This window comes from Mycobacterium sp. Panama NTM2, assembly GCF_054355555.1.
Map to the genome: position 1 here is coordinate 890,920 of NZ_CM135953.1, position 18,654 is coordinate 909,573.

Annotated in this window: 18 protein-coding genes and 1 tRNA gene; 6 read left to right on the forward strand and 13 right to left on the reverse strand. The window is 68.9% G+C overall.

What is annotated here, in order from left to right; genetic code table 11:
• Positions 1-2: 2 nt before the first annotated feature.
• The 4 genes from ACXYX3_RS04320 to ACXYX3_RS04335 are packed head-to-tail and all read right to left on the reverse strand — an operon-like array spanning position 3 to position 3,780.
• Positions 3-1,013: a TIGR03617 family F420-dependent LLM class oxidoreductase gene (locus ACXYX3_RS04320; RefSeq protein ID WP_458610295.1), complete on the reverse strand. Its 1,011-nt coding sequence runs from the start codon at positions 1,011-1,013 to the stop codon at positions 3-5.
• 27 nt (positions 1,014-1,040) lie between these two features.
• Entirely contained in the window at positions 1,041-2,627 is a 1,587-nt protein-coding gene (locus ACXYX3_RS04325) for an MFS transporter (protein WP_458611972.1), read from the reverse strand.
• Entirely contained in the window at positions 2,615-3,190 is a 576-nt protein-coding gene (locus tag ACXYX3_RS04330) for a TetR family transcriptional regulator (RefSeq protein WP_458610296.1), read from the reverse strand. Before ACXYX3_RS04330 ends, ACXYX3_RS04325 begins: the two co-directional genes overlap by 13 nt.
• A complete protein-coding gene (locus ACXYX3_RS04335; RefSeq protein ID WP_458610297.1) occupies positions 3,187-3,780 on the reverse strand; it encodes a TetR/AcrR family transcriptional regulator in 594 nt (197 codons plus the stop codon). The genes ACXYX3_RS04330 and ACXYX3_RS04335 overlap by 4 nt, the downstream gene beginning before the upstream one ends.
• A gap of 286 nt (positions 3,781-4,066) precedes the next feature.
• Here ACXYX3_RS04335 and ACXYX3_RS04340 point away from each other — a divergent pair, with 286 nt between their 5' ends.
• Positions 4,067-4,795 carry an aspartate/glutamate racemase family protein gene (locus ACXYX3_RS04340; RefSeq protein ID WP_458610298.1) on the forward strand — a complete coding sequence of 243 codons (729 nt, stop codon included), beginning with the start codon at positions 4,067-4,069 and terminating at the stop codon, positions 4,793-4,795.
• Here ACXYX3_RS04340 and ACXYX3_RS04345 read toward each other — a convergent pair.
• The 5 genes from ACXYX3_RS04345 to ACXYX3_RS04365 form a co-directional block, all read right to left on the reverse strand.
• On the reverse strand, positions 4,743-8,102 hold the full coding sequence (locus ACXYX3_RS04345) for an ATP-binding protein (protein ID WP_458610299.1): 3,360 nt from the start codon (positions 8,100-8,102) through the stop codon (positions 4,743-4,745). The two genes, ACXYX3_RS04340 and ACXYX3_RS04345, sit on opposite strands and share 53 nt — an antisense overlap.
• Positions 8,095-8,778, reverse strand: coding sequence for a DUF4194 domain-containing protein (locus tag ACXYX3_RS04350; protein WP_458610300.1), 684 nt, complete (start codon positions 8,776-8,778; stop codon positions 8,095-8,097). The genes ACXYX3_RS04345 and ACXYX3_RS04350 overlap by 8 nt, the downstream gene beginning before the upstream one ends.
• Positions 8,775-10,196 (reverse strand): DUF3375 domain-containing protein, encoded by a 1,422-nt coding sequence (locus ACXYX3_RS04355; protein ID WP_458610301.1) that lies wholly within the window; start codon positions 10,194-10,196, stop codon positions 8,775-8,777. Before ACXYX3_RS04355 ends, ACXYX3_RS04350 begins: the two co-directional genes overlap by 4 nt.
• Positions 10,197-10,410: 214 nt before the next feature.
• Complete coding sequence (locus ACXYX3_RS04360) at positions 10,411-11,328, reverse strand: NAD-dependent epimerase/dehydratase family protein (protein ID WP_458610302.1); 918 nt, start codon at positions 11,326-11,328, stop codon at positions 10,411-10,413.
• Entirely contained in the window at positions 11,325-12,068 is a 744-nt protein-coding gene (locus ACXYX3_RS04365) for an SDR family oxidoreductase (RefSeq protein WP_458610303.1), read from the reverse strand. The genes ACXYX3_RS04360 and ACXYX3_RS04365 overlap by 4 nt, the downstream gene beginning before the upstream one ends.
• Before the next feature lie 63 nt (positions 12,069-12,131).
• On the opposite strand from ACXYX3_RS04365, the gene ACXYX3_RS04370 reads away from it, so the two are divergent.
• On the forward strand, positions 12,132-12,878 hold the full coding sequence (locus ACXYX3_RS04370; protein WP_458610304.1) for an alpha/beta fold hydrolase: 747 nt from the start codon (positions 12,132-12,134) through the stop codon (positions 12,876-12,878).
• On the opposite strand, the gene ACXYX3_RS04375 is transcribed toward ACXYX3_RS04370, so the two are convergent.
• The 3 genes from ACXYX3_RS04375 to ACXYX3_RS04385 all read right to left on the reverse strand — a co-directional run bounded on the left by ACXYX3_RS04375 (position 12,879) and on the right by ACXYX3_RS04385 (position 16,245).
• Positions 12,879-13,769 carry an NAD(P)H-dependent flavin oxidoreductase gene (locus ACXYX3_RS04375; protein ID WP_458610305.1) on the reverse strand — a complete coding sequence of 297 codons (891 nt, stop codon included), beginning with the start codon at positions 13,767-13,769 and terminating at the stop codon, positions 12,879-12,881.
• 104 nt (positions 13,770-13,873) lie between these two features.
• The gene (locus tag ACXYX3_RS04380; RefSeq protein WP_458610306.1) at positions 13,874-15,331 is read right to left on the reverse strand and encodes an aldehyde dehydrogenase family protein; all 1,458 of its coding nucleotides are present in this window, start codon (positions 15,329-15,331) and stop codon (positions 13,874-13,876) included.
• Complete coding sequence (locus ACXYX3_RS04385) at positions 15,331-16,245, reverse strand: quinone oxidoreductase family protein (RefSeq protein WP_458610307.1); 915 nt, start codon at positions 16,243-16,245, stop codon at positions 15,331-15,333. Before ACXYX3_RS04385 ends, ACXYX3_RS04380 begins: the two co-directional genes overlap by 1 nt.
• A gap of 114 nt (positions 16,246-16,359) precedes the next feature.
• On the opposite strand from ACXYX3_RS04385, the gene ACXYX3_RS04390 reads away from it, so the two are divergent.
• The 3 genes from ACXYX3_RS04390 (at position 16,360) to ACXYX3_RS04400 (ending at position 17,433) form a co-directional block, all read left to right on the forward strand.
• Positions 16,360-16,737 carry a nuclear transport factor 2 family protein gene (locus ACXYX3_RS04390; RefSeq protein WP_458610308.1) on the forward strand — a complete coding sequence of 126 codons (378 nt, stop codon included), beginning with the start codon at positions 16,360-16,362 and terminating at the stop codon, positions 16,735-16,737.
• Between the two features lie 62 nt (positions 16,738-16,799).
• On the forward strand, positions 16,800-16,952 hold the full coding sequence (locus ACXYX3_RS04395) for an NAD(P)-binding domain-containing protein (RefSeq protein WP_458610309.1): 153 nt from the start codon (positions 16,800-16,802) through the stop codon (positions 16,950-16,952).
• Positions 16,897-17,433: an NADPH-dependent F420 reductase gene (locus tag ACXYX3_RS04400; RefSeq protein ID WP_458610310.1), complete on the forward strand. Its 537-nt coding sequence runs from the start codon at positions 16,897-16,899 to the stop codon at positions 17,431-17,433. The genes ACXYX3_RS04395 and ACXYX3_RS04400 overlap by 56 nt, the downstream gene beginning before the upstream one ends.
• Positions 17,434-17,527: 94 nt before the next feature.
• Here the strand turns inward: ACXYX3_RS04400 and selD are convergent, their stop codons facing one another.
• The gene (gene selD, locus ACXYX3_RS04405) at positions 17,528-18,517 is read right to left on the reverse strand and encodes a selenide, water dikinase SelD (protein WP_458610311.1); all 990 of its coding nucleotides are present in this window, start codon (positions 18,515-18,517) and stop codon (positions 17,528-17,530) included.
• 40 nt (positions 18,518-18,557) lie between these two features.
• Between selD and ACXYX3_RS04410 the strand changes: the two genes are divergently transcribed.
• Positions 18,558-18,652: transfer RNA gene (locus ACXYX3_RS04410), tRNA-Sec, on the forward strand.
• Positions 18,653-18,654: the final 2 nt, after the last annotated feature.

Sequence of the window (18,654 nt, forward strand, 5' to 3'; positions counted from 1 at the left end):
CGTCACGCCAGCCGCCGGGCAACCTCCCCGTACCGCTCGAACCAGTCCCGGTCGGCCAGCGCGTTGTAGAGCACCAATCGTGTCGCGACCCCGGCGTACTTCGCGGTCAGAGCCCCGGCCAGACCGTCCCACGTCGATTCCGTCGCGAACGCCGCGATGTGCTCGTCGCTGATCTGCGCGGCCATCCCGGCGTAGTCACCCGCCTTCTGCTTCTCGCGGATACGCGCCGTGGTGCCCTCGAACCCCGCCTCGTCGAAGATGAACGCGTAGTTGGGCGTGCTGCCGTAGAAGCTCAGGCTCGCCCGCACCAGCTCGCGTTCCCGTTGCCGCTGCTCGTCGGTGTCCCCGACGATCGTCAACACCGGAACGATGACGTCGACGTCGTCGGGGGAGCGGCCGGCCGCCTGCGCGCCGCGCGCCCGGTTCGGCAGCACGTGCCGCGCGAGGTAGCCCGGCTCGCCGAGCGGATGCACGTGGATGCCGTCGGCGACCTCGCCGGCCATCCGCAGCATCCACGGATTGACCGCGGCGACGTCGACCTTCGGATCCGGCACGTCGATCGGACCCGGACTCCACTGCGGGGTGATGAAGTCCAGCTCGTAGAACTCGCCGTGGTGGTCCAGCGTCCCAGTTCGGAACGCCGAGAAGCACGCCTTGACGGCCAGCACGTAGTCGCGCAGCCGCGGCCCGGGATGCTCGAACTCGGCGCCGTAGCGCCGGACCACGTGCGTGCGGACCTGCGTGCCGAGCCCCAACCGGAACGCCCCGCCGGCGGCCTCCTGCAGCTCCCACGCCGTCGCCGCGGTGACGAACGGGCTGCGCGGGAACGCCACCGCCACGCCGGTGGACACCTCCAGGCCCGGAGCGGCCTGCACGGCGACCGCGGCATTGAGGTAGGCGGTGCGGCCCGTCTCGGTGAACAGCAGACCCGAGAACCCGGCAGCCTGGGTGCGGGTGGCCAGGTCGGCGACCTGACGCAGCGGCTGCGGCACCGTCATCGCGTCGACCTGCACGGGGCGACCCTACGCCGCGTGGCGCGCTCAGTCTGGGCGGACCGCCAGGTAGTGGTGCGACGACGCCGTGCCCTCGACCAACTGCTCCACGCCGGCCTCGATCAGCTGATCCTGGCTGGTGAGCCGGGTGTAGTGCTGGTGCATGTGCTCGCCCCACGAGCGCACCATGAACGTCTCCACGAACGTCGACTCCTCCTCGACGCTGCGGAACAGCCGCCACTGCGCTGCACCCGTGCGCTGCCGCGAACGACCCAGTACCGCCATCGCGGCGATGAACCGATCCTCGTTCTCGGGAAGCACGCGGTAGGACGTCAGCACCAGCACCGGGCCGTCCAGCGGCTCGGGCTCGAACACCAGCGTGGGTTCCGGCCAATGCGACGACGGCGTGAGATCCAGGTTCCCGGTGTTCGCATGCAGCGGCCACCACAGCGACGACAGCCCGCACACCAGCAGCAGACCCACGCTCACCAGCAGGCTGGTGACGCTGCTGGTGCCACCCGCCAGCACGCCCCAGACCACCGAGCCCAGCGCCTGCCCGCCCATGAAGATCAGCTGGTAGACCGACAGGCCGCGGGCCCGCACCCACGCCGGCAGGCTCAGCTGCATCGACGCGTTCAGCGTCGACAACGACAACAGCCACGACGCGCCGCCCACCACCAGCGCCGCGAGCACGACGCCGAACACCGGCACCAACGCGAGCACCGTCGTCGCCGCCGCGAAGCCGATCGCACCCAACGTCAGCAGCATGTTCGCGCCGAACCGCGACCGCAGCCGGGAGAGCACCAGCGCGCCCAGCAGGGCGCCGACGCCGAGCGCGCCGAGCAGCAGCCCGTAGCCCGATGACGAGAGCCGCAGCTGATCGGCGGCGATCACCGGCAGCAGCCCCCACAGTGCACTCGCGGGGGCGATGAACAGCGCGGTCCGCAGCAGGATCCGCCGCACGATCGGCGAACTGCGGATGAAGCGACCGCCGGCGCTCAACGCCGCCATCGCCCGCTCCTGCGGATAGTCGTGCTGGACCGGGGGCCGACGCCACCACAGCAGCACCGCGACGATCCCGATGAACGACACCGCGTTGAGCGCGAACACCAGCGTCGGTCCGGCCAGCGACACCAACGCGCCCGCGATCGCCGGCCCGATCGCCCTCGCGCCGTTCATGCTCATGCTGCCCAGCGCGGCCGCCGCGGGAATCTGTTGCGGAGGAACAAGGTCGGGCTGGATCGCCTGCCAGGCCGGCGCGGTGAGCGCCTGCCCGCAGCCGATCACGAACAGCACGATCAGCAGCACCGCGGGGGTGGTCAAGCCGAACCCGGTCAACGTCGCCAGGAACGCCACCCCGGCGGCCATCGCGCCTTGCGTCGCGAGCAGCAGCCGGCGCCGGTCCACCAGGTCGGCGAGCACACCCGATGGCAGCGCCAGCAGCATCACCGGCAGAGTCGTCGCGGTCTGCACCAGCGGCACCAGCACGTTGGCGCGTGGATCGTCGACGAGCATCCACTGCGCACCGACCGTCTGCATCCACGTGCCGAGATTGGAGACCAACTGCGCGATCCACAGCGCGCGAAAGACCGGTGAGCGCAGCGGCGCCCACGTCGAACTCGTCACGTCGACAATTTTGCGTCGAGAACCGCCAGCGCGGACGGCACCGCTTTCTCGGGCAGCGGGGTGTTGTGGGCCGCGCCGAAGATGACACCGACCATCGCTCCGGCGATCACGCGCCGTTCGGCTTCGTCGGTCGGCTCGTCGAGCCGCTCATCCAGCGCGTCGGTGATGAGGTCGATCAGCCTGATGAACTCCGCGTAGATCAACCCGTGCGCCTCGGGGATCTGATACAGCAGCCGGTGTCCGGCGATGTCGTTCTCCCTGTCCTCGTCGGACAGTCCGCCGAACACCTCGGAGACGGCGTGCTCGTAGGCGGCGATGGGGGTCAGGTGCCGCGGCGCGGCGAGAAACGCCGCGACGATCGACGGTGAGTGATCGTCGGAGATCAGCACCGCTTCCTTCACCCCGAAGTAGCGGTAGAACGTTCGCGGCGAGACCTGCGCAGCCTCGGCGATCTGCTCGACCGTGGTGGCGGCGAAGCCCTGCACGGTGAACAGCTCGAACGCCGCGCGGCGGATCGCGCGGCGGGTCCGGGTCTTCTTGCGCTCCCTCAGCCCGAGCAGCTCGTCGGTCATTCGCCACCCATGACGCGCGCGGTGTACTCGAGGATCGGCTCACGCAGCGCGGTGACGTCGTCACCGCGGGTCAGCGCATTGGTCACCAGCGTCGACACCGCCGCGACCAGCGCTTGGCAGGCGAACTTCTGTGCGTCGTCGCCGGCGTCGAAGATCTGCGCGACCCCGGCGACGAACTCTTGCTGCAACTCCACGCGACGGCGCATCGCGTCGGGGCCCGCGGCATAGACCTCGAGCAGATACAGCCGGGCGGTGACGGGATCGAGAGCGATGAAGCCCAGGTAGCGGTCGAGCATGACGCCGAAGCGCTCCATCGGGGTGCCGGCGACGGGCAGTACGCGGATCGCCGCGATCATGTGGCCCTGCGCGCGCCCGTAGCCGGACATGAAGAGGTCCTGCTTGGACTCGAAGTGCTCGTAGAACGTGGCGCGGGAGACCTTGGCCTCCTTGATCACGTCGTCGACGGTGGTGTTGGCGTACCCGTTGATCGACATCACCGACGCGAGCGCCTTGAACAGGCGTTGCTTCTGGTGGGCCGCCACCTCTGCTCGGCTGAGGTTGTGGCGGCCGGCGGCGAGCCGCTCGGACACTGGGTCGCTCCCTTGTGGACTGTGCTGCATCGGCATGGGCTCAGCTGATGCGAGGGCTTCCGAAGTATATGCAGGGGTTTTCGAGGCTTTCTCCGAGCGATTCCTTATGTTTCTCAGAAACGGCGATGTTTATGTACGATGCTCATGGTTTCTCTCGTCGGGACTGTCGAGGCGCGCGCAGTGAGGGGTTGAGCGAAGCCTTGCGTAGTGACGCGCCGGTCCTGATGTCTGTTGATGGGGGAGCAGTGGCCACCGGGGCCGGCGCGCTCGCTCGTATTCTGGGGCGGTGCGGACACTCGGTCTGATCGGCGGCATGAGCTGGGTGAGCACGGCGCACTATTACCGGGTGATCAACGAGCTCGTGGCCGACCGCCTCGGCGGACTGCATTCAGCGCGAATCATTCTCGACTCCGTCGACTTCGCCGAGATCGAGGCACTCAAACTCGCGGGGGACTGGGACGGTGTCGCAGAGCGCCTGGCTGAGTCTGGCCGTCGCCTCGAGGCAGCCGGCGCTGATGCGCTCGTGCTGTGCACCAACACCATGCGTTACGTCGCATCGGCCATCGAGGCCGCCGTCACGGTCCCGTTCCTGCACATCGCCGACACCACCGCCCGTGCCGTCGCCGCGGCCGGGTTGACCCGAGTGGGACTGCTGGCGACGGCGTTCACGATGGAGGAGTCGTTCTACGTCTCGCGGTTCGCGCCGTTCGGCGTTTCCGTGGTGGTGCCTGACGCCGACGACCGGGCCGCCGTGAGCCGCATCATCTATGACGAGTTGTGTCACAACATCGTTCGCGATTCGTCGCGGGAGGTGTATCGCGATGTCGTCGGACGGATGGCGGGCGTGCAGGGCGTGATACTGGGCTGCACCGAGGTCGAATTGCTGCTCGGTCCCGATGACGTTGCCGTGCCGGTGTTTCCGACGACGCTGCTGCACGCGCAGGCCGCGGTCGACTTCGCGCTCAGTGCGCCAGCGCCGGCACCTTCTGCTTCATCTGGTGGCGCAGCTCGGTGAACTCCGCGATCGACCGCGTCGCCACCGTGGCCACCGGCCGCGCGTTGCGGCCCGTCGCCTCGGTCTTGCTGACCATCACCACGCTGTCGATGTAGGGCTGGATCGTCGTCGCGTTCTGCACCGTCGCGACGATCACCAGCTGGAAGCCGAACTTGCGGAACGCCTGCAGTGCCTGCTGCGCGAACTGAGGATCGGACTTCGAGAACGCCTCGTCGAGCATCAGCTGGGCGAACACCGGCTTGTTGTCCGCGCTGTCGGGGCTGGCGAGGTTGAAGCTCAGCGCCCCGGCCAGACAGAACGCCATCAGCTTCTCCTGCTCGCCGCCCGAGTTGTCGCCCGCGTTGCTGTGCGTGCGGATCAGCTCGTCTGAGGCCACATCCCACTCCGCGCAGTCGAACGTGAACCGGTTGCGCACATCGAGCGCGTCGCGCGTCCACGCCTTGTCCTCCGGCGCCGTCGACGCCAGCCGGTTGCGCAACCGCAGGATGTCGGCGTACTGGTCCAAGATCGCCTGCTTGTCACCCAGCCCGACCTCGGCGATGCGCCTGCTGATCGCCCGCACGATGTCGGTCAGCTCCGACACCGCGGTCAGGCTGCGCGGCGTGGCCCGCAGCGTAAGGCGGGTGCCGCGGTTGAATTCGACTGCGCCCAAACCGGTGTTGACCCGCTCGATCTGTTCGGCGATGCGGCGGGTTTCTTGTTCGGCAACGCGGTGCAGCGTCAGGATTGCATCCGGCGCCTGCTCGGTGACCAGCCGCATCATCCGCTCGTAGGCCTCAGGCAGCTCACGCTCATCGATGTGCCGGCACAGCGCGACGTAGTCGTGCACGCGCTCATCGAAGTTGTCGCTGTCGTTCGGGATCGCGTCGGGGAACGCTGTGTCGAACGTGTTCAAGATCCGCGCGAGCTCGTCGTAGGACCGCCTGCGGCTCTCCCGCAGTTGCTCGCGTTCCTTCTTGATCGCACCGAACAGCGCGTCGCGGAACGGTTCCGGGTCGAGTAGCTCGAGGCTGACGGGCAGCTGCGCGGAATAGCGGGTCAGCAATTCGGTCAGCGGTTCGCTGACGAACGCCGGCGACAGCCGCTCCTCCAGCTCCAGCAGCCGGGTGCGGCGGGCATCCAGATCGTCGCGACGGGTCTGGATCGCGCCGCGGCGCGTCATCAATTTCTGGATCTGCGACCAACATTCGTCAGCGCGCGCATTGAGTGCCTCGATGTCGGGGTTGTCGGCCAGCAGCAACTCGTACTGTTCGCGCAACCGCTCGGCGTGCCCGTCGGCGGTCTCGGTGTCGATCTGGCTCCACTGCGGGAACTGCTCACAGATCGCCTTGCACGCCGCCGCGCGGTCACGCCACTGCTGACGCTGCGCGGCGATGTCGTCGGCCGTGCGGCGCGCCTTCTGGTAGGCCTCCTCGGCCGCGGCCAGATCGATGGTGAGCGCGTTGATCTTCGCGGTCACGTCACCCTGGTACAGGTACTCCGACTGCTTCAGCGGGCGGCGGTCGTCCTTGATCGCGAGCCGGTCGGAATCCTTGTACAGGCCGGTGTCGGTGACGGCACGGCGGAACCGGGCGAACACTTCGGGAGTGTCCACGCACACGTGATCGCCGGCCGCGCTGACGATGTCGACGGCCTCGGCCGCACACGGGTGGTCGGGGTCGACAGCAAAGAGCTTGCCCGCCAACGTGTTCGGCTCCGGGACGTCGGGTTCCGCGCCCAGCATCTTCGCCCGCACATGGTGCAGCGCGAGCCGGCCCCGCATGTTCGTGTCGTTGACGAACTGCAGCACCGCCGTCCAGTGCTGATCCGGCACCATCAGGCGTAACCCGACGCCGCGCAGCACCTTCTCCACCGCGGTGCGCCACCGGGTCTGGTCGGCACGCAGATCCATCAGCTCGGCGACATACGGCAACTCGGCTGCGTTCACGCCGACGGCCGCGCAGATCTGATCGCGCATCAGCAACGCGAACTCGGGCAGCGCCGAGCCGACGTGCTCGACGCGCTTGAGTTCCTTGGCGGCGTCGTCGCGCGTCATGCGGGCGGCTTTCTGCGCGTACTCGGCGTCGGTGGACGCCTCCCGGTTGCGTTCGACCTTGGCGAGCAGATCGGTGGCCTGCTGCAGCAGCTCCTCGCGCAGGTTCCAGAACTCGTCAGCGGTGTCGGGAACCTCGAGATCCTGCGCGGCGAGCATGTCCTCGTAGGCGGCGCGGCGGCGCTCGATCTGCTCGGCCTCGGTCTCGGCGGCCGTCACCTGGCTCTGCAGCGGCCCGATGTTGGCGCTGGTGCCGCTGATCTGCGCGTTGAGCGAATCCGCCTCGGCCTTGGCCAGATTCAGCGATCGGGTGACGTCCTCGTACTCGTTCTCGAGCTGGTCGATCGTGGTGTCGAGTTGGGCGATCTGCGCCGGGCACTGCGCGAGCCGGACGTGATCGGTGTACGCGCGCACCATCGGCAGGTCGACGAGGTCGATGATGCCGAGATCGGTGGACTCCGACGCGTAGCGCTGCTGGATCTTCTCGATGTCCCCGAGGATCTTGCGCTTGCGCTGCGCCACGGCCAGCAGTTCGCGAGCCTCCACCAGCGGATCGATCTGCTTGAGCGCCTCGGGCAGCCGGGCGAGGCTGTCCGGCTCGTCGAGCATGAATTCCCGCACGAATTGCTCGAGCCCGCCGACGCTCTTGAGCGACTTCGCTTTTCCGAGCAGCTGCTGGGCCGCATCGGAGGCGCGGATGCCGATGGTCGCGTACAGCTGGGCCAGATACTGTGATTCGACCTTGGTGGTGAACCGCCAGCCGTTGTCTTTGAACACGCCGGTGTCGAAACGGCCTGCCGCCCAACGGTTGCAGACGTCCTCGATGCCGAGATCGCCGTCGCCGAGGACGAACCGGCTCGACGAGTCGTTACGGGACTCACCCGTCAGCCACTTGAGCACCAGGCCGGTCACCGTGCGTCCGGAGTCGCTGGCATAGGTCACCGCGACCGCCGACCACGCGGTCCCGTCGCCGCGCAGGTACATCACCCGGCTGGTGCCGCCGTCACTGCGCTGCCCCCACGCGCCGCGCACGTACTTGTCCACGGTGCGCCGGCCCGCGCTCGACCCGGCCGCGGTGTTGTCGCCCGAGGCGTTGAAGTTGCGCCGGTTGAACGGCAGGAAGCCGAGCGAAATGGCGTCCAGCAGAGATGATTTGCCGCTGCCCGAGGCGCCGGCGATCAATGCGCCGCCTTCGCTGAACGGGATCGAGTGGTACCCGTCGAACACGCCCCAGTTGATGACCTGCAGCCGGGACAGGTGGAACTGCTCAGTCAAGATCTGTCTCCTGCGCGCTTGCGGTCCCGCCGGTGGCGAGCAGCTCGAACTGCTGCTGCAGCTCGGTGATCACACTGGCCGTCATCACCGCGGTGATCACCGGGCTGATCGTGTAGCTGTCCTCGTCGTCGCGACTGCGACGCAGGATCTCCAGGCCGGTGAGCCGGGCGATCGCCGCGTCGATGCGGCCGGCGAATGTGACTGCGTCGCGGTCGACGTCGTTGAGCACACCGGAGAACAATCCGTGCATCTCCTCCCGCGAGATCAACACGCTCTGCCCGCCCGCGGCACGCATCATCTGCGCCAGGTGCAGGGCCAAAATCGAGTCGTAGGTGCCGAGCGGCTCGCGGCGCAGAAGCTTGATGCCCTTGGCGGATTCGTAGCGGGCCTGCTCGACGAACGCCACGTCTGTGCCGTCGACGATGCGCAGCAGCAGGTCGAGTTCCGACAGCCGGACCGAGAGCTGATTACGGTACTCGAGCACCCAGGCGTAGATGTCGGCGTCGGACTCTGCGCTGATGTAGCGCCGGGTGAGCAGGTGCTGCAGCGCCCAGCAGGCGCGGTCGGGTAGCTCGGAGACGTCGCCGTCGAAGCGCGGCCGGCGCTGATGGGGCGGCCGGGCGGTCTGGTCGACCTGCGGCAGAGACGAGAAATCGATATCGGCATCGGTGCTCACGGGGCCACTCCCACGGTGATCGGTTCGGTGAAAGTCACGTCAGGAACGGCGATTTCGCGGTCACGGCCGTCCAGGGAACGGAACCGCACCGTGGTGGACTCTTTCACGGCCTCGTGCGGTTGCTTGAGCGCCCAGGACCAGAGCACGATGACGTGACCGAGGTACGCGTTGTCGAGTTTGGCGACCGCGTCGGGCAGCGAGAGCGGTAGCGCGTCGTTGATCATCTCCGCCATCGCGGCCGCGTCGACCTGGGTGGTCAGCGCCGCGAAGCTGGCGAGGTCGACGTCGCCCTCGGCCGGTTTGGCCGGCTGCGGCGTGGACAGGTCGCCGATCTTGAAGCTGAGCGCGCCGACGGAGCTGATCGCATGCCGGGCCAGCGGCAGCTCGAGATCCAGCCGGGAATCGGTGAGCGAGGTCTTGAGCAGCGTGCGCGCGGCGCCGATGGCCTCGTTCAGCTGACGGGCGACGCCGCGGCTCTGCTCCAGCGTGCCGAACGCGGTGAACCGCTTGACCCGCTGCGCGCACCGCTGCTGGATGCGTTCGACCTCGTCGATCTGCTGACCGACCAGCTCGAAGAAGCCGGCCATCACCCGGCGCAGCGCCGGGTCGAGATGCGGCAGCGCCCCGGCGACCGCGGCGACGTCGGCCTCGAACTCGGCGCGCTGGTCGGGATCGTTGATCATGCGCAGGAACGCGCGGTGGCTGTCGCGGCCCTGCGAGTCCCACGCCGCCTGGTAGTCGGCGTACATCTGCCGCTGCCGGTCCCGGTAGGCGAGGTTGCTGTCGATCGGCTCGTCGAGCGCGGCGGTGGCCTGCTCGATCATCGTGCCGTACTGGCCGATGTCGGTGATCAGGCGTTCCATCTGCAGCGCGATCGCGCGCGCCTCGTCGTAGGCGTCGGTGACGTCCGGTTCGGGCCGCTCTCCGGCCTCCAGTTCGTCGAGCTCGCGGCGCAGCGCGTCGATCTCGGCCTCGATGCTCTTGCGGATGCGGGCGGGATCGTTGCCGACCTTGATCGCGACCTGCTTGAGCCGGCCGGCGATTCCGGTGATCGACCCGCCGGTGGCGATCGTGTCCTGCCGTCGCATCCCGCGCAGGAAGTCCAGCGCGCGCCGGGCGTCCTGGGTCAGATAGCAGACGTTCTGGTCGGTGCGTTCGTCGACGATGCGATGCAGCCAGCCCTGGCTGGCCCACGACTTGACCAGCGCGAGGCCGGGCTGATCGTCGCCGAGGTCGGTCAGATCCCGCTCGAGGCGAACCACGAGATCGGTCTCGGCGACCACGCCGCCGCTCAGGTGCCGGTCCATCAACGTCGCGTAGAGGCTCAGGTTGGTGGCCGACAGCAGCCGCAGGGTCGGGGAGGTCTGCAGCTCGCGGTTGCGCTCGAGCAGGTCGGCCGCCGACAGCTGGTCGTCCACGCACCCTCCCTCTCTGTCTCGCTCCGGTGTCTGGCCGGAGGCCCCAACATAGGCCACGGCGGCGACACCGCCGCGGTCCGCGGGGGAGTGTCGCGAGGTTTCCGGCGCGTCGTGTGACGGGTGTGACCAGCGAGATTGTCGGGTCAGGTGGGGGTGCTTCTCGGGCGGCCGGGTGGCACGTCCGTCGTGAATCCGATCGCCGGCTGGGTGTGAGTCAGACCAAGCCGAGGTCGCGCAGCGAGGCGACGGTGTCGCGCATCGTCTCCGTCAGCGGGCGCGGCTGCCAGCCGAGCACGGCCTTCGCCTTGGCGTTGCTGATCTGCGGCCTTGTGCCCGCGGCGTTGTCGTCGTCGTCGGCGTCGACGCCGATGAGCCGAGCCAACTTCGCGAACGTCACCGGCGGCTCGTCGGCGACCACCAGGAACCGTTCGCCCGCAGCATCTTTCGTGGTCATCGCGCGCACGTGCGCGTCGGCGACGTCGCGGACGTCGACCACGCCGAAGTATTGGCCGGCCGGCAGCGGTTCACCGGCGAGCATCGAGCGCACGATCTGCACCGACGTCGACAGGTGCGGACCGAGTATCGGGCCGAAGATTCCGGTCGGCACGATCGTCGTCAACTCGAGCGCGCCGCCCTCGCGGGCCAGGAAGTCCCACGCTGCCCGCTCGGCGATGGCCTTCGACCGGATGTAGGCGGTGTTCTCATCGGCCGGATCGGTCCAGTTCTGCTCCGTCCAGCGCTGATCGGTGCTGGGCGAGTACCCCACCGCGACGAACGACGACGTCATCACGACGCGCCGGCACCCCGCGTCGCGGGCATGGCGCAGCACACGCAGCGCGCCGTCGCGCGCCGGCACGATGACCTCATCGTCGGTCCGCGGATTCTCCGCCGGGAACGGCGACGCGACGTGCATGACGACGTCGGTGTTCGCCACCGCGTCGGCCCAGCCGTCGTCGGACGCCAGGTCGGCGTAGGCGACCTCGACGGCTGCTGCTGCCGTCTGGCGCACATCGTCGGCGCGTTGCGGGGAGCGGACCGCCGCTCTGACCCGGTAGCCCTGTGCGACAAGCTGATTGACCAGATGGCTGCCGACGTAGCCGGCAGCTCCGGTCACCAGAACCAGTTCGCTCACCGAGTGGCCAGCCAGTCACCGAACCGTTGTGTGCCCTGGCGGGCGCCGGGGCCGGTGACCAGGGTGTCGGCGTCGACGCGGGCGCCGAAGTACGTGGCCTGCGGGTCGTCGACGACGGTGTTGTTCTTCCCCTGGTGCGCGAGCACCGCGCGCGCCAGCTCGGCGAACGTCATCTTCTCCGGACCACCCACGTCGACGATGCCCTCGGCCGGCGCGCCCTGGGCAGCATCGGCGACCGCCGCCGCCACGTCCGCCGACGCGATGGGCTGGATGCCGGCCTCCGGTGCGTGGTACTCGTCGCCGACCGCCAGCGACCCCACGATGGCCTCGGCGAACTCGTGGAACTGCGTCGCGCGCACGATCGTGAACGGTACGCCGGATTCGGCGACGGTGCGTTCCTGGATGACCTTGGCCCGCATGTAGCCGCTGTCGGTGATGCGGTCCGCGCCGACGATCGACAGCACGACATGGTGCCCGACGCCAGCGCCCGCGGCGGCCTTGACGAGATTCGCCGAGGCCGTGCTGAAGAAGTCGAGTGCCGGATCATACTCGAGCTGAGGCGAATTCGTGACATCGACCAGCGCCGCTGCCCCGGCGACCGCGCCGTCGAGCCCCTCGCCGGTCAGGACGTTCACCCCGGTGCGCAGGGATGCCGCGACAACGTCGTGCCCGGCCGAGGTCAGAATCTGGACCACCTGGGCGCCGATCATTCCCGTTGCGCCGATCACTGAGATCTTCATGTCGTCACTCTGACATCGAGGGGGAGGACCACGGCCCCCGGAAAGTCCGTAGTCTTGAGCGCCATGACGGCGGTGTTCGTACACGGCAATCCCGAGACCTCCGCGATCTGGGGTCCGCTGCTCGCGGTCCTGGGCCGCGACGACGTGGTGCTTCTCTCGCCGCCGGGCTTCGGGGCGCCGCTTCCAGACGGGTTCGGCGCGACATTCGTGGAGTACCGAGACTGGCTGGAATCCGAGCTGTCGTCGATCGACGGGCCGATCGACCTCGTCGGCCACGACTGGGGCGGCGGGCACGTCGTCAACCTGGTGATGCACCGGCCCGAGCTGGTGCGCAGCTGGGTCAGCGACGTCGTCGGATTGTTCGACCCCGAATACGTGTGGCACGACATGGCGCAGGTGTGGCAGACACCGGGGGCGGGCGAGGAATCGCTCGACGCGATGCTCGGCGGTGATCTGAGCGCGCGCACAGACCTGATGATGTCGCTGGGTATTCCGGCCGACATCGCCGCGCAGATCGCCGAACACCAGAACGCCGACATGGGCCGGGCGATCCTGGCGCTCTACCGGTCAGCCGCGCAGCCCGCGATGGCCGAGGCGGGCCGAGAGTTGGCGCGCGCCGCGGCGCGTCCCGGTCTGTCTCTGCTGGCGACCGACGACGCGTTCATCGGCGCGCACGACAACCGGCGCCGGGCCGCCGAGCGGGCGGGCGCCCGCACCGAAGTGCTGGAGGGGCTGGGGCACTGGTGGATGGTGCAGGACCCGCACCGCGGCGCGCAGGCGCTGAACGACTTCTGGGCGACGCTGGACTGATCAGACCCTGGTGAGTCTGTCGATGACGCTTCGTGCGTCCTCGATCGTGGTGATGTCGCCGACGCCTTGGCCGGCGTTGATCGGCGCGACGCGGTAGTCGTCGTCGGCTACGGCTGCTCGGACGGCGTCTCTGGCGCGGTCGTCGATCTCGCTCTCGCGCCCGTCGTAGCGATCTGTGAAGCTGTTGCGCAGCACCCGTTCTGGCGTGTCTGGCGGCCAGCCGTAACGGAAGGCCACGTCGAACGCGCGGGTGACGATCGTGTCGGTGGCCTGGGCCGAGATCAGCTGAGCACGGGCCGCGTCGGAGAGCAGCGACTCCTGGCACACCGCGAAGGCGGTGCCGATCCAGGCGCCCGCGGCGCCCGCGGCGAGCACTGTCGACAGCGCGCGGGCGGACGCAATCCCGCCTGCGGCCAGCACCGGCGTCGTTGTGTGGTCGAGGATTCGAGCGAGTAGATCGTCGAGCCCCATGCGGGGCTGGCCGTGGCCACCGCCCTCGGCGCCGCGGGCGACCAGCACGTCCACACCGGCGTCTGCCGCGTGTCGGGCCTGCTCGAGATCGGCGACCTGGGTCGCCGTCAGCGCGTCAGCGTCATGGGCGTCGTCGACCCAGTAGAAGTCGTCACCGAAGCTGACCGACAGCAGCGCGGGGCCTGCATCGAGGGCGGTGCGGAGCAGGCGGGGCTCGTCGCGCACCCGCCAGCCGATCAGGCCGATGCCGAACGGGACGCCGTGGACGTGCGGCAGCTCGTCGCGAAGGGTGGATGTGGTTGCGCTGCTACCCATTCCGATCATGCCCAGGCCGCCGGCCCGCGAGACGGCCGCGGCCAGCTTGCCGCCGGCGACACCGCCCATCGGGGCGTTGAGAATCGGGACCGCGAGATCGAGCATGGCGTGATCCTAGGCAGAAATGCTGCGCTCGTCGTGCGGCGAGCGCGCGATGCGGTACGCGACACGCCGGTTGGGGGTGTGCAGACGCGCGCGCTCGCGGAGAATCAGATGGCGTAGTCGCGGGGTTCGTGCTGGATCGAAATCCAGTGATCGCTGGTGAATTCGTCGACCGCCCACTGGCCGCCGAACCGCCCGATGCCCGAGCCCTTGACCCCACCGAACGCGGTGTTGGCGTCGTCGTTGACGGGGGAGTCGTTGACGTGGGTCATGCCCGCCTGGATGCGACGGGCGAAGCGTTCCGCCCGTCCGACATCGCGACTGAACACCGCCGACGACAGCCCGTACTCGGTGTCGTTGGCGATGCGCAGCGCGTCCGCCTCGTCGTCGGCGCGGATCACGGTGATGACCGGACCGAAAACCTCTTCGCGCGCGGTGGCGACGTCGTTGCCCGCCGAGAGCACGTGCGGCGGAAGGCACAGCCCCGTCGGCCCGAACGGGTCGCCTCCCGTCAGCAGCTGCGCACCCTCGTCCTGCGCGCGCTTGAGCTTATCCTGAATGCCTTCCAGCTGAGACGAATTGATCACCGGACCCAGCTGGGTGTCCGGATCGGACGGATCGCCGACGGTGAGTGCTGTGACCCGGCTGACGAATCGGTCGACGAACTCGTCGTGCACGGAGGCGTCGACGATGATCCGGTTGGCGATCATGCAGATCTGTCCCTGATGGAAGAACGACCCGAACACCGCGGCGTTGACCGCGAGCTCGAGATCGGCGTCATCGAGGACGACCAGCGGACCGTTGCCACCCAACTCGAGGGCGAGCTTCTTCAGCCCGGCCTTCTGCGCGATGCCCTTGCCCACCGGCGTCGAACCGGTGAACGACACCACGCGCGGCGCGGGATGTTCGACGATCGCGTCGCCGATGTCGGAGCCCGACCCGACAAGCACCGACAGCAGGCCCGCCGGTAGGCCCGCCTCCTCGAAGATCCTGGCCAGCAGCAGCCCGCCCGTCACCGGAGTGTCACCGGCGGGCTTGAGCACCACGGCATTTCCGGTGGCCAACGCCGGCGCGACCGACCGATTGGACAGCTGCATCGGGAAGTTCCACGGCGAGATCACCGCGACCACGCCGACGGGCTCGCGGTAGACGCGGCTCTCCTTGCCCGGGATGTCCGATGGCATGATGCGGCCCTGCATGTGGTGCGGCATGGACGCGGCCTCCCACATCACCGAGCGCACGAGGTTCCACTCCAGTTCAGCCTTGGCCAGGGTGCCGCCGGTCTCTCGGACCAGCCACTCGGTGATCTCGTCCTTGCGATCGGTCATCACGTCGGCCGCGCGGCGCATCACCCCGGCGCGTTCCAGTGGCGGCGCCGCCGCCCAATCCGGCTGCGCCGCAACGGCTGCGTCGTACGCCTCGTTCAAGTCGTTTTCATCGGCCTGCTCGAGCTCGGTGAGCGTGTCGCCGCGGTAGGGATCGGTGTTGGCGCGGGTCTTGCCGGTCGAGCCCGCCCGCCACGTCGTGCCGATCGGCATGCTGTCGAAAGGCGGATAGGTACTCATCAGGTGGCTACTCCGATCTTGACGTGGGGCCCTTCGGACTGTGCTTGCCACGCTTTCTCCGCCTCGTCGAGCGAATAGCGTGTGGTCTCGATCTGCAGACGACCTCCGGCCGCCAGCGTCGTGAGTTCGTCGTAGGCCTGGCGGAGGACTCGCGACGGCAGGAAATCGTTCAGATGACCGATGTGGGTGCGTCCCATCAGTTTCGAGAACGGTATGGCGGGAGCACTTCCCGCTCCCTGGCCGACCGTGATGAGTGTGGCGCCGGGCGCGGTGGCCTCCAGCGCCGCCACGAAGGGGTCGCCGTACACGAGATCGATCACGACGTCGAACCCGTCACCCGCCTCGTCACGCAGTGCAGCGGAGTCGTCGTCGCCACCGAGGGTGACGACAGCGTCGGCACCCAGGTCGGCGACCTTCGCCAGCGCGTCCGGATTGCGTCCGGCGCCCACCACGTGACCGGCGCCGAGAATCTTCGCGGCTTGCACGGCGATCGTGCCGACGACTCCGGTGGCGCCCAGTACCAGAACCGACTGCCCTGCCGAGACGTCCGCATGTCGGGTCAAGGGCAGCCACGCGGCCAGGCCCGCGACACCGAGCGCGACCGCGACATCGTCGGTGACACCATCGGGCACGGGGTAGGTCTTCTCCGGGTCCACTCGGGTGCGCTCCGCCCACGACCCGTAGGGCGCCGGGGGCGAATCGAAGTACACCCGTGCCCCGTCGGCGGTGACGCCGACGCCCTCCTTGCCGACGACCTTGGGGGTTTCCGGTGTGCCCATCCGTCCCGACGCCAGGGCCAAGTCCACCGGGTTACATCCCGCGAGCGTGACGCTGACGACATCGCCGCCCGTCGGATCGGGGAACTCGGTGACCCTCGGGGATTCTCCGACCGCTTCCAGTACTGCTGCGCGCATGGTCCTCCTTCAGCCTCCCGGCGCGGCTACCCGTGGGGGATCGAGTGAAACGCGCGCTGACTTGACGCCAAATTGCATGGGCACTATAAAACTCGTGACGGGCGAGGAGATCTGATGAGCGACGACATCGTCCGGTTGATGGAAGAGAACCTGCTCGCCGTGTTCAACGAGCGCGATTCCGACGCCCGGTTGTCGGTGGTGCGACGCAACTACGCTGCCGACGTCAGGTGGTCCGATGCCGAGGAGACGGTGGTCGGACAGGACCGATTGCACGCGAAGGCGCAGGCGCTGCTCGACGGGCCGCTGGCCGGACTGTCGTTCACCCAGGCCGGGCCGGTGCACCAGGTGGCGAACATGGGCTACCTGAACTTCGTGGTCTACGCGCCCGGCAGTGACGACGTGCTGATCGCGGGGTTCGACGTCGCCCTAATCGAAGACGGCGTGATCGCACAGCTCTTCACGGTGGTGACCCAGGAGCCGGCCACGCCGTGAGCGATGTAAGGCTCTGCCAGCGTTTGCGTTAACAACCACTACAGAACTTTCGAGGGGCCGCTATGAGCTACGCGATCATCGGTTCGGGCAACATCGGCTCGGCGGTGGCAGGGCACTTCGCCCGCACGGGCATCGACGTTGCCGTCGCCGCCTCCCGCGGTGCCGAGACCGTCGCGCCGCTCGCGCAGCGTCTCGGGTCGCACGTCGTTCCGTGAGATCTCCGACGCCCTGGCCGCCGATGTCGTGGTGCTCGCGGTCCCGTTCGACGCGGTGCAGGCGCTCATCGGCCAGGTATCGGACTGGTCCTGTCGGATCATCGTCGACGCCACGAACGCCATTGACTACAAGGTCTTCTCGCCAGCCGACCTCGGAGGGCGAGCATCGTCGGATCTGGTGGGGGAATGGGCGAGCGGTGCCCGCGTGGTGAAGGCCTTCGGGCACACCTGGGCCAATGTGCTCGCCCGTGAGCCTGAGGACGGCCGGGGCGGGCGGCGGGTGCTGTTCCTGTCCGGCAACGACCCCGCCGCCAATGCCGAGGTGGCAGCGCTCATCGAGCGGTTCGGGTTCGAGCCGATCGATCTGGGCCGCAATGACGCAGGCGGGCTGCTGCAGCAGTTCGGCGGACCGCTGACCACTCGCAGCTTCATCTCCCAGGCGATCGGGGGAGCGTCACCGGCGGAGATGGACCTGGTGTAGCTGTCTGCGCACGCTGGGTGGTTGGCGAGCGCACGCTGCGGCACACGACACGCGGGGTCGGGGTGTACAGACGCGCGCGCTCGCCGAAACGGGGCTACCGGACGTGGATGGTGTGGTCGGTGCGGGGGATCAGCTCGCCGATCACCGGGGCCCCGGGGATCTCGCCCGCGATCAGCAGGCCGCCCGAGGTCTGGGCGTCGGCCAGCAGCAGTGCCTCGTCCTCGCTCACCGACAGCTCGATGTGCGGACGCACCCAGTCCAGGTTGCGCCGGGTGCCGCCGCTGACATAACCGTCGCGCAGCGCCTCCCGGGCCCCGTCGAGATACGGCACCGCCGCCGCGTCGAGCACCGCCGTCACCCCGCTGGCGCGCGCCAGCTTGTGCAGATGTCCGAGCAACCCGAACCCCGTCACATCGGTGGCGCAGCGGACACCGGCTGCGAGGGCTGCCTGAGATGCCTCGGCGTTCAGCGTCGTCATCGCCTCGATCGCCTGCTCGAAGCGTTCGCCGGTGTTCTTGTGCCGGCTGTTGAGCACGCCGACGCCCAGCGGCTTGGTCAGCGACAGCGGCACGCCTGCGACGCCGGCGTCGTTGCGCAGCAACCGGTTCGGATTGGCGATGCCGGTGACCGCGAGACCGTACTTCGGTTCGGGGTCGTCGACGCTGTGCCCGCCGGCGAGGTGACACCCCGCCTGCACGCACACGTCCATGCCCCCGCGCAGCGTCTCGGCGGCCAGGTCGAACGGCAGCACGTCGCGCGGCCAGCCCAGCAGGTTGACCGCCACCACCGGCCGGCCGCCCATCGCGTACACGTCGGAGAGGGCGTTGGCCGCCGCGATGCGGCCCCAGTCGTAGGCGTCGTCGACCACAGGGGTGAAGAAGTCCGTCGTCGCGATCAGCGCGGTGCCGCCCTCGATCCGCACCGCCGCGGCGTCGTCGCCGTCGTCCAAGCCGACCAGCAGCTCGCCGAGCGGGTTCACCGGCGTCTGATGTCGGAGCCCGCGGACCACTTCTTCCAGCTCGCCGGGCGGGATCTTGCAGGCACAACCGCCGCCGTGGGCGTACTGCGTGAGCCGGTGCGTCATGGCCTCCATGCTGCCCTGCCATGATGGACGGGTGGCACAGGGAGGCGTATCCGGTCTGGTGACCGGCCCGATCTTCAAAATCGCTGAGCGGCAGTTCCTGTCGCTGGCGGGTTCGATTCCCGTCCGCCTCCGCCACG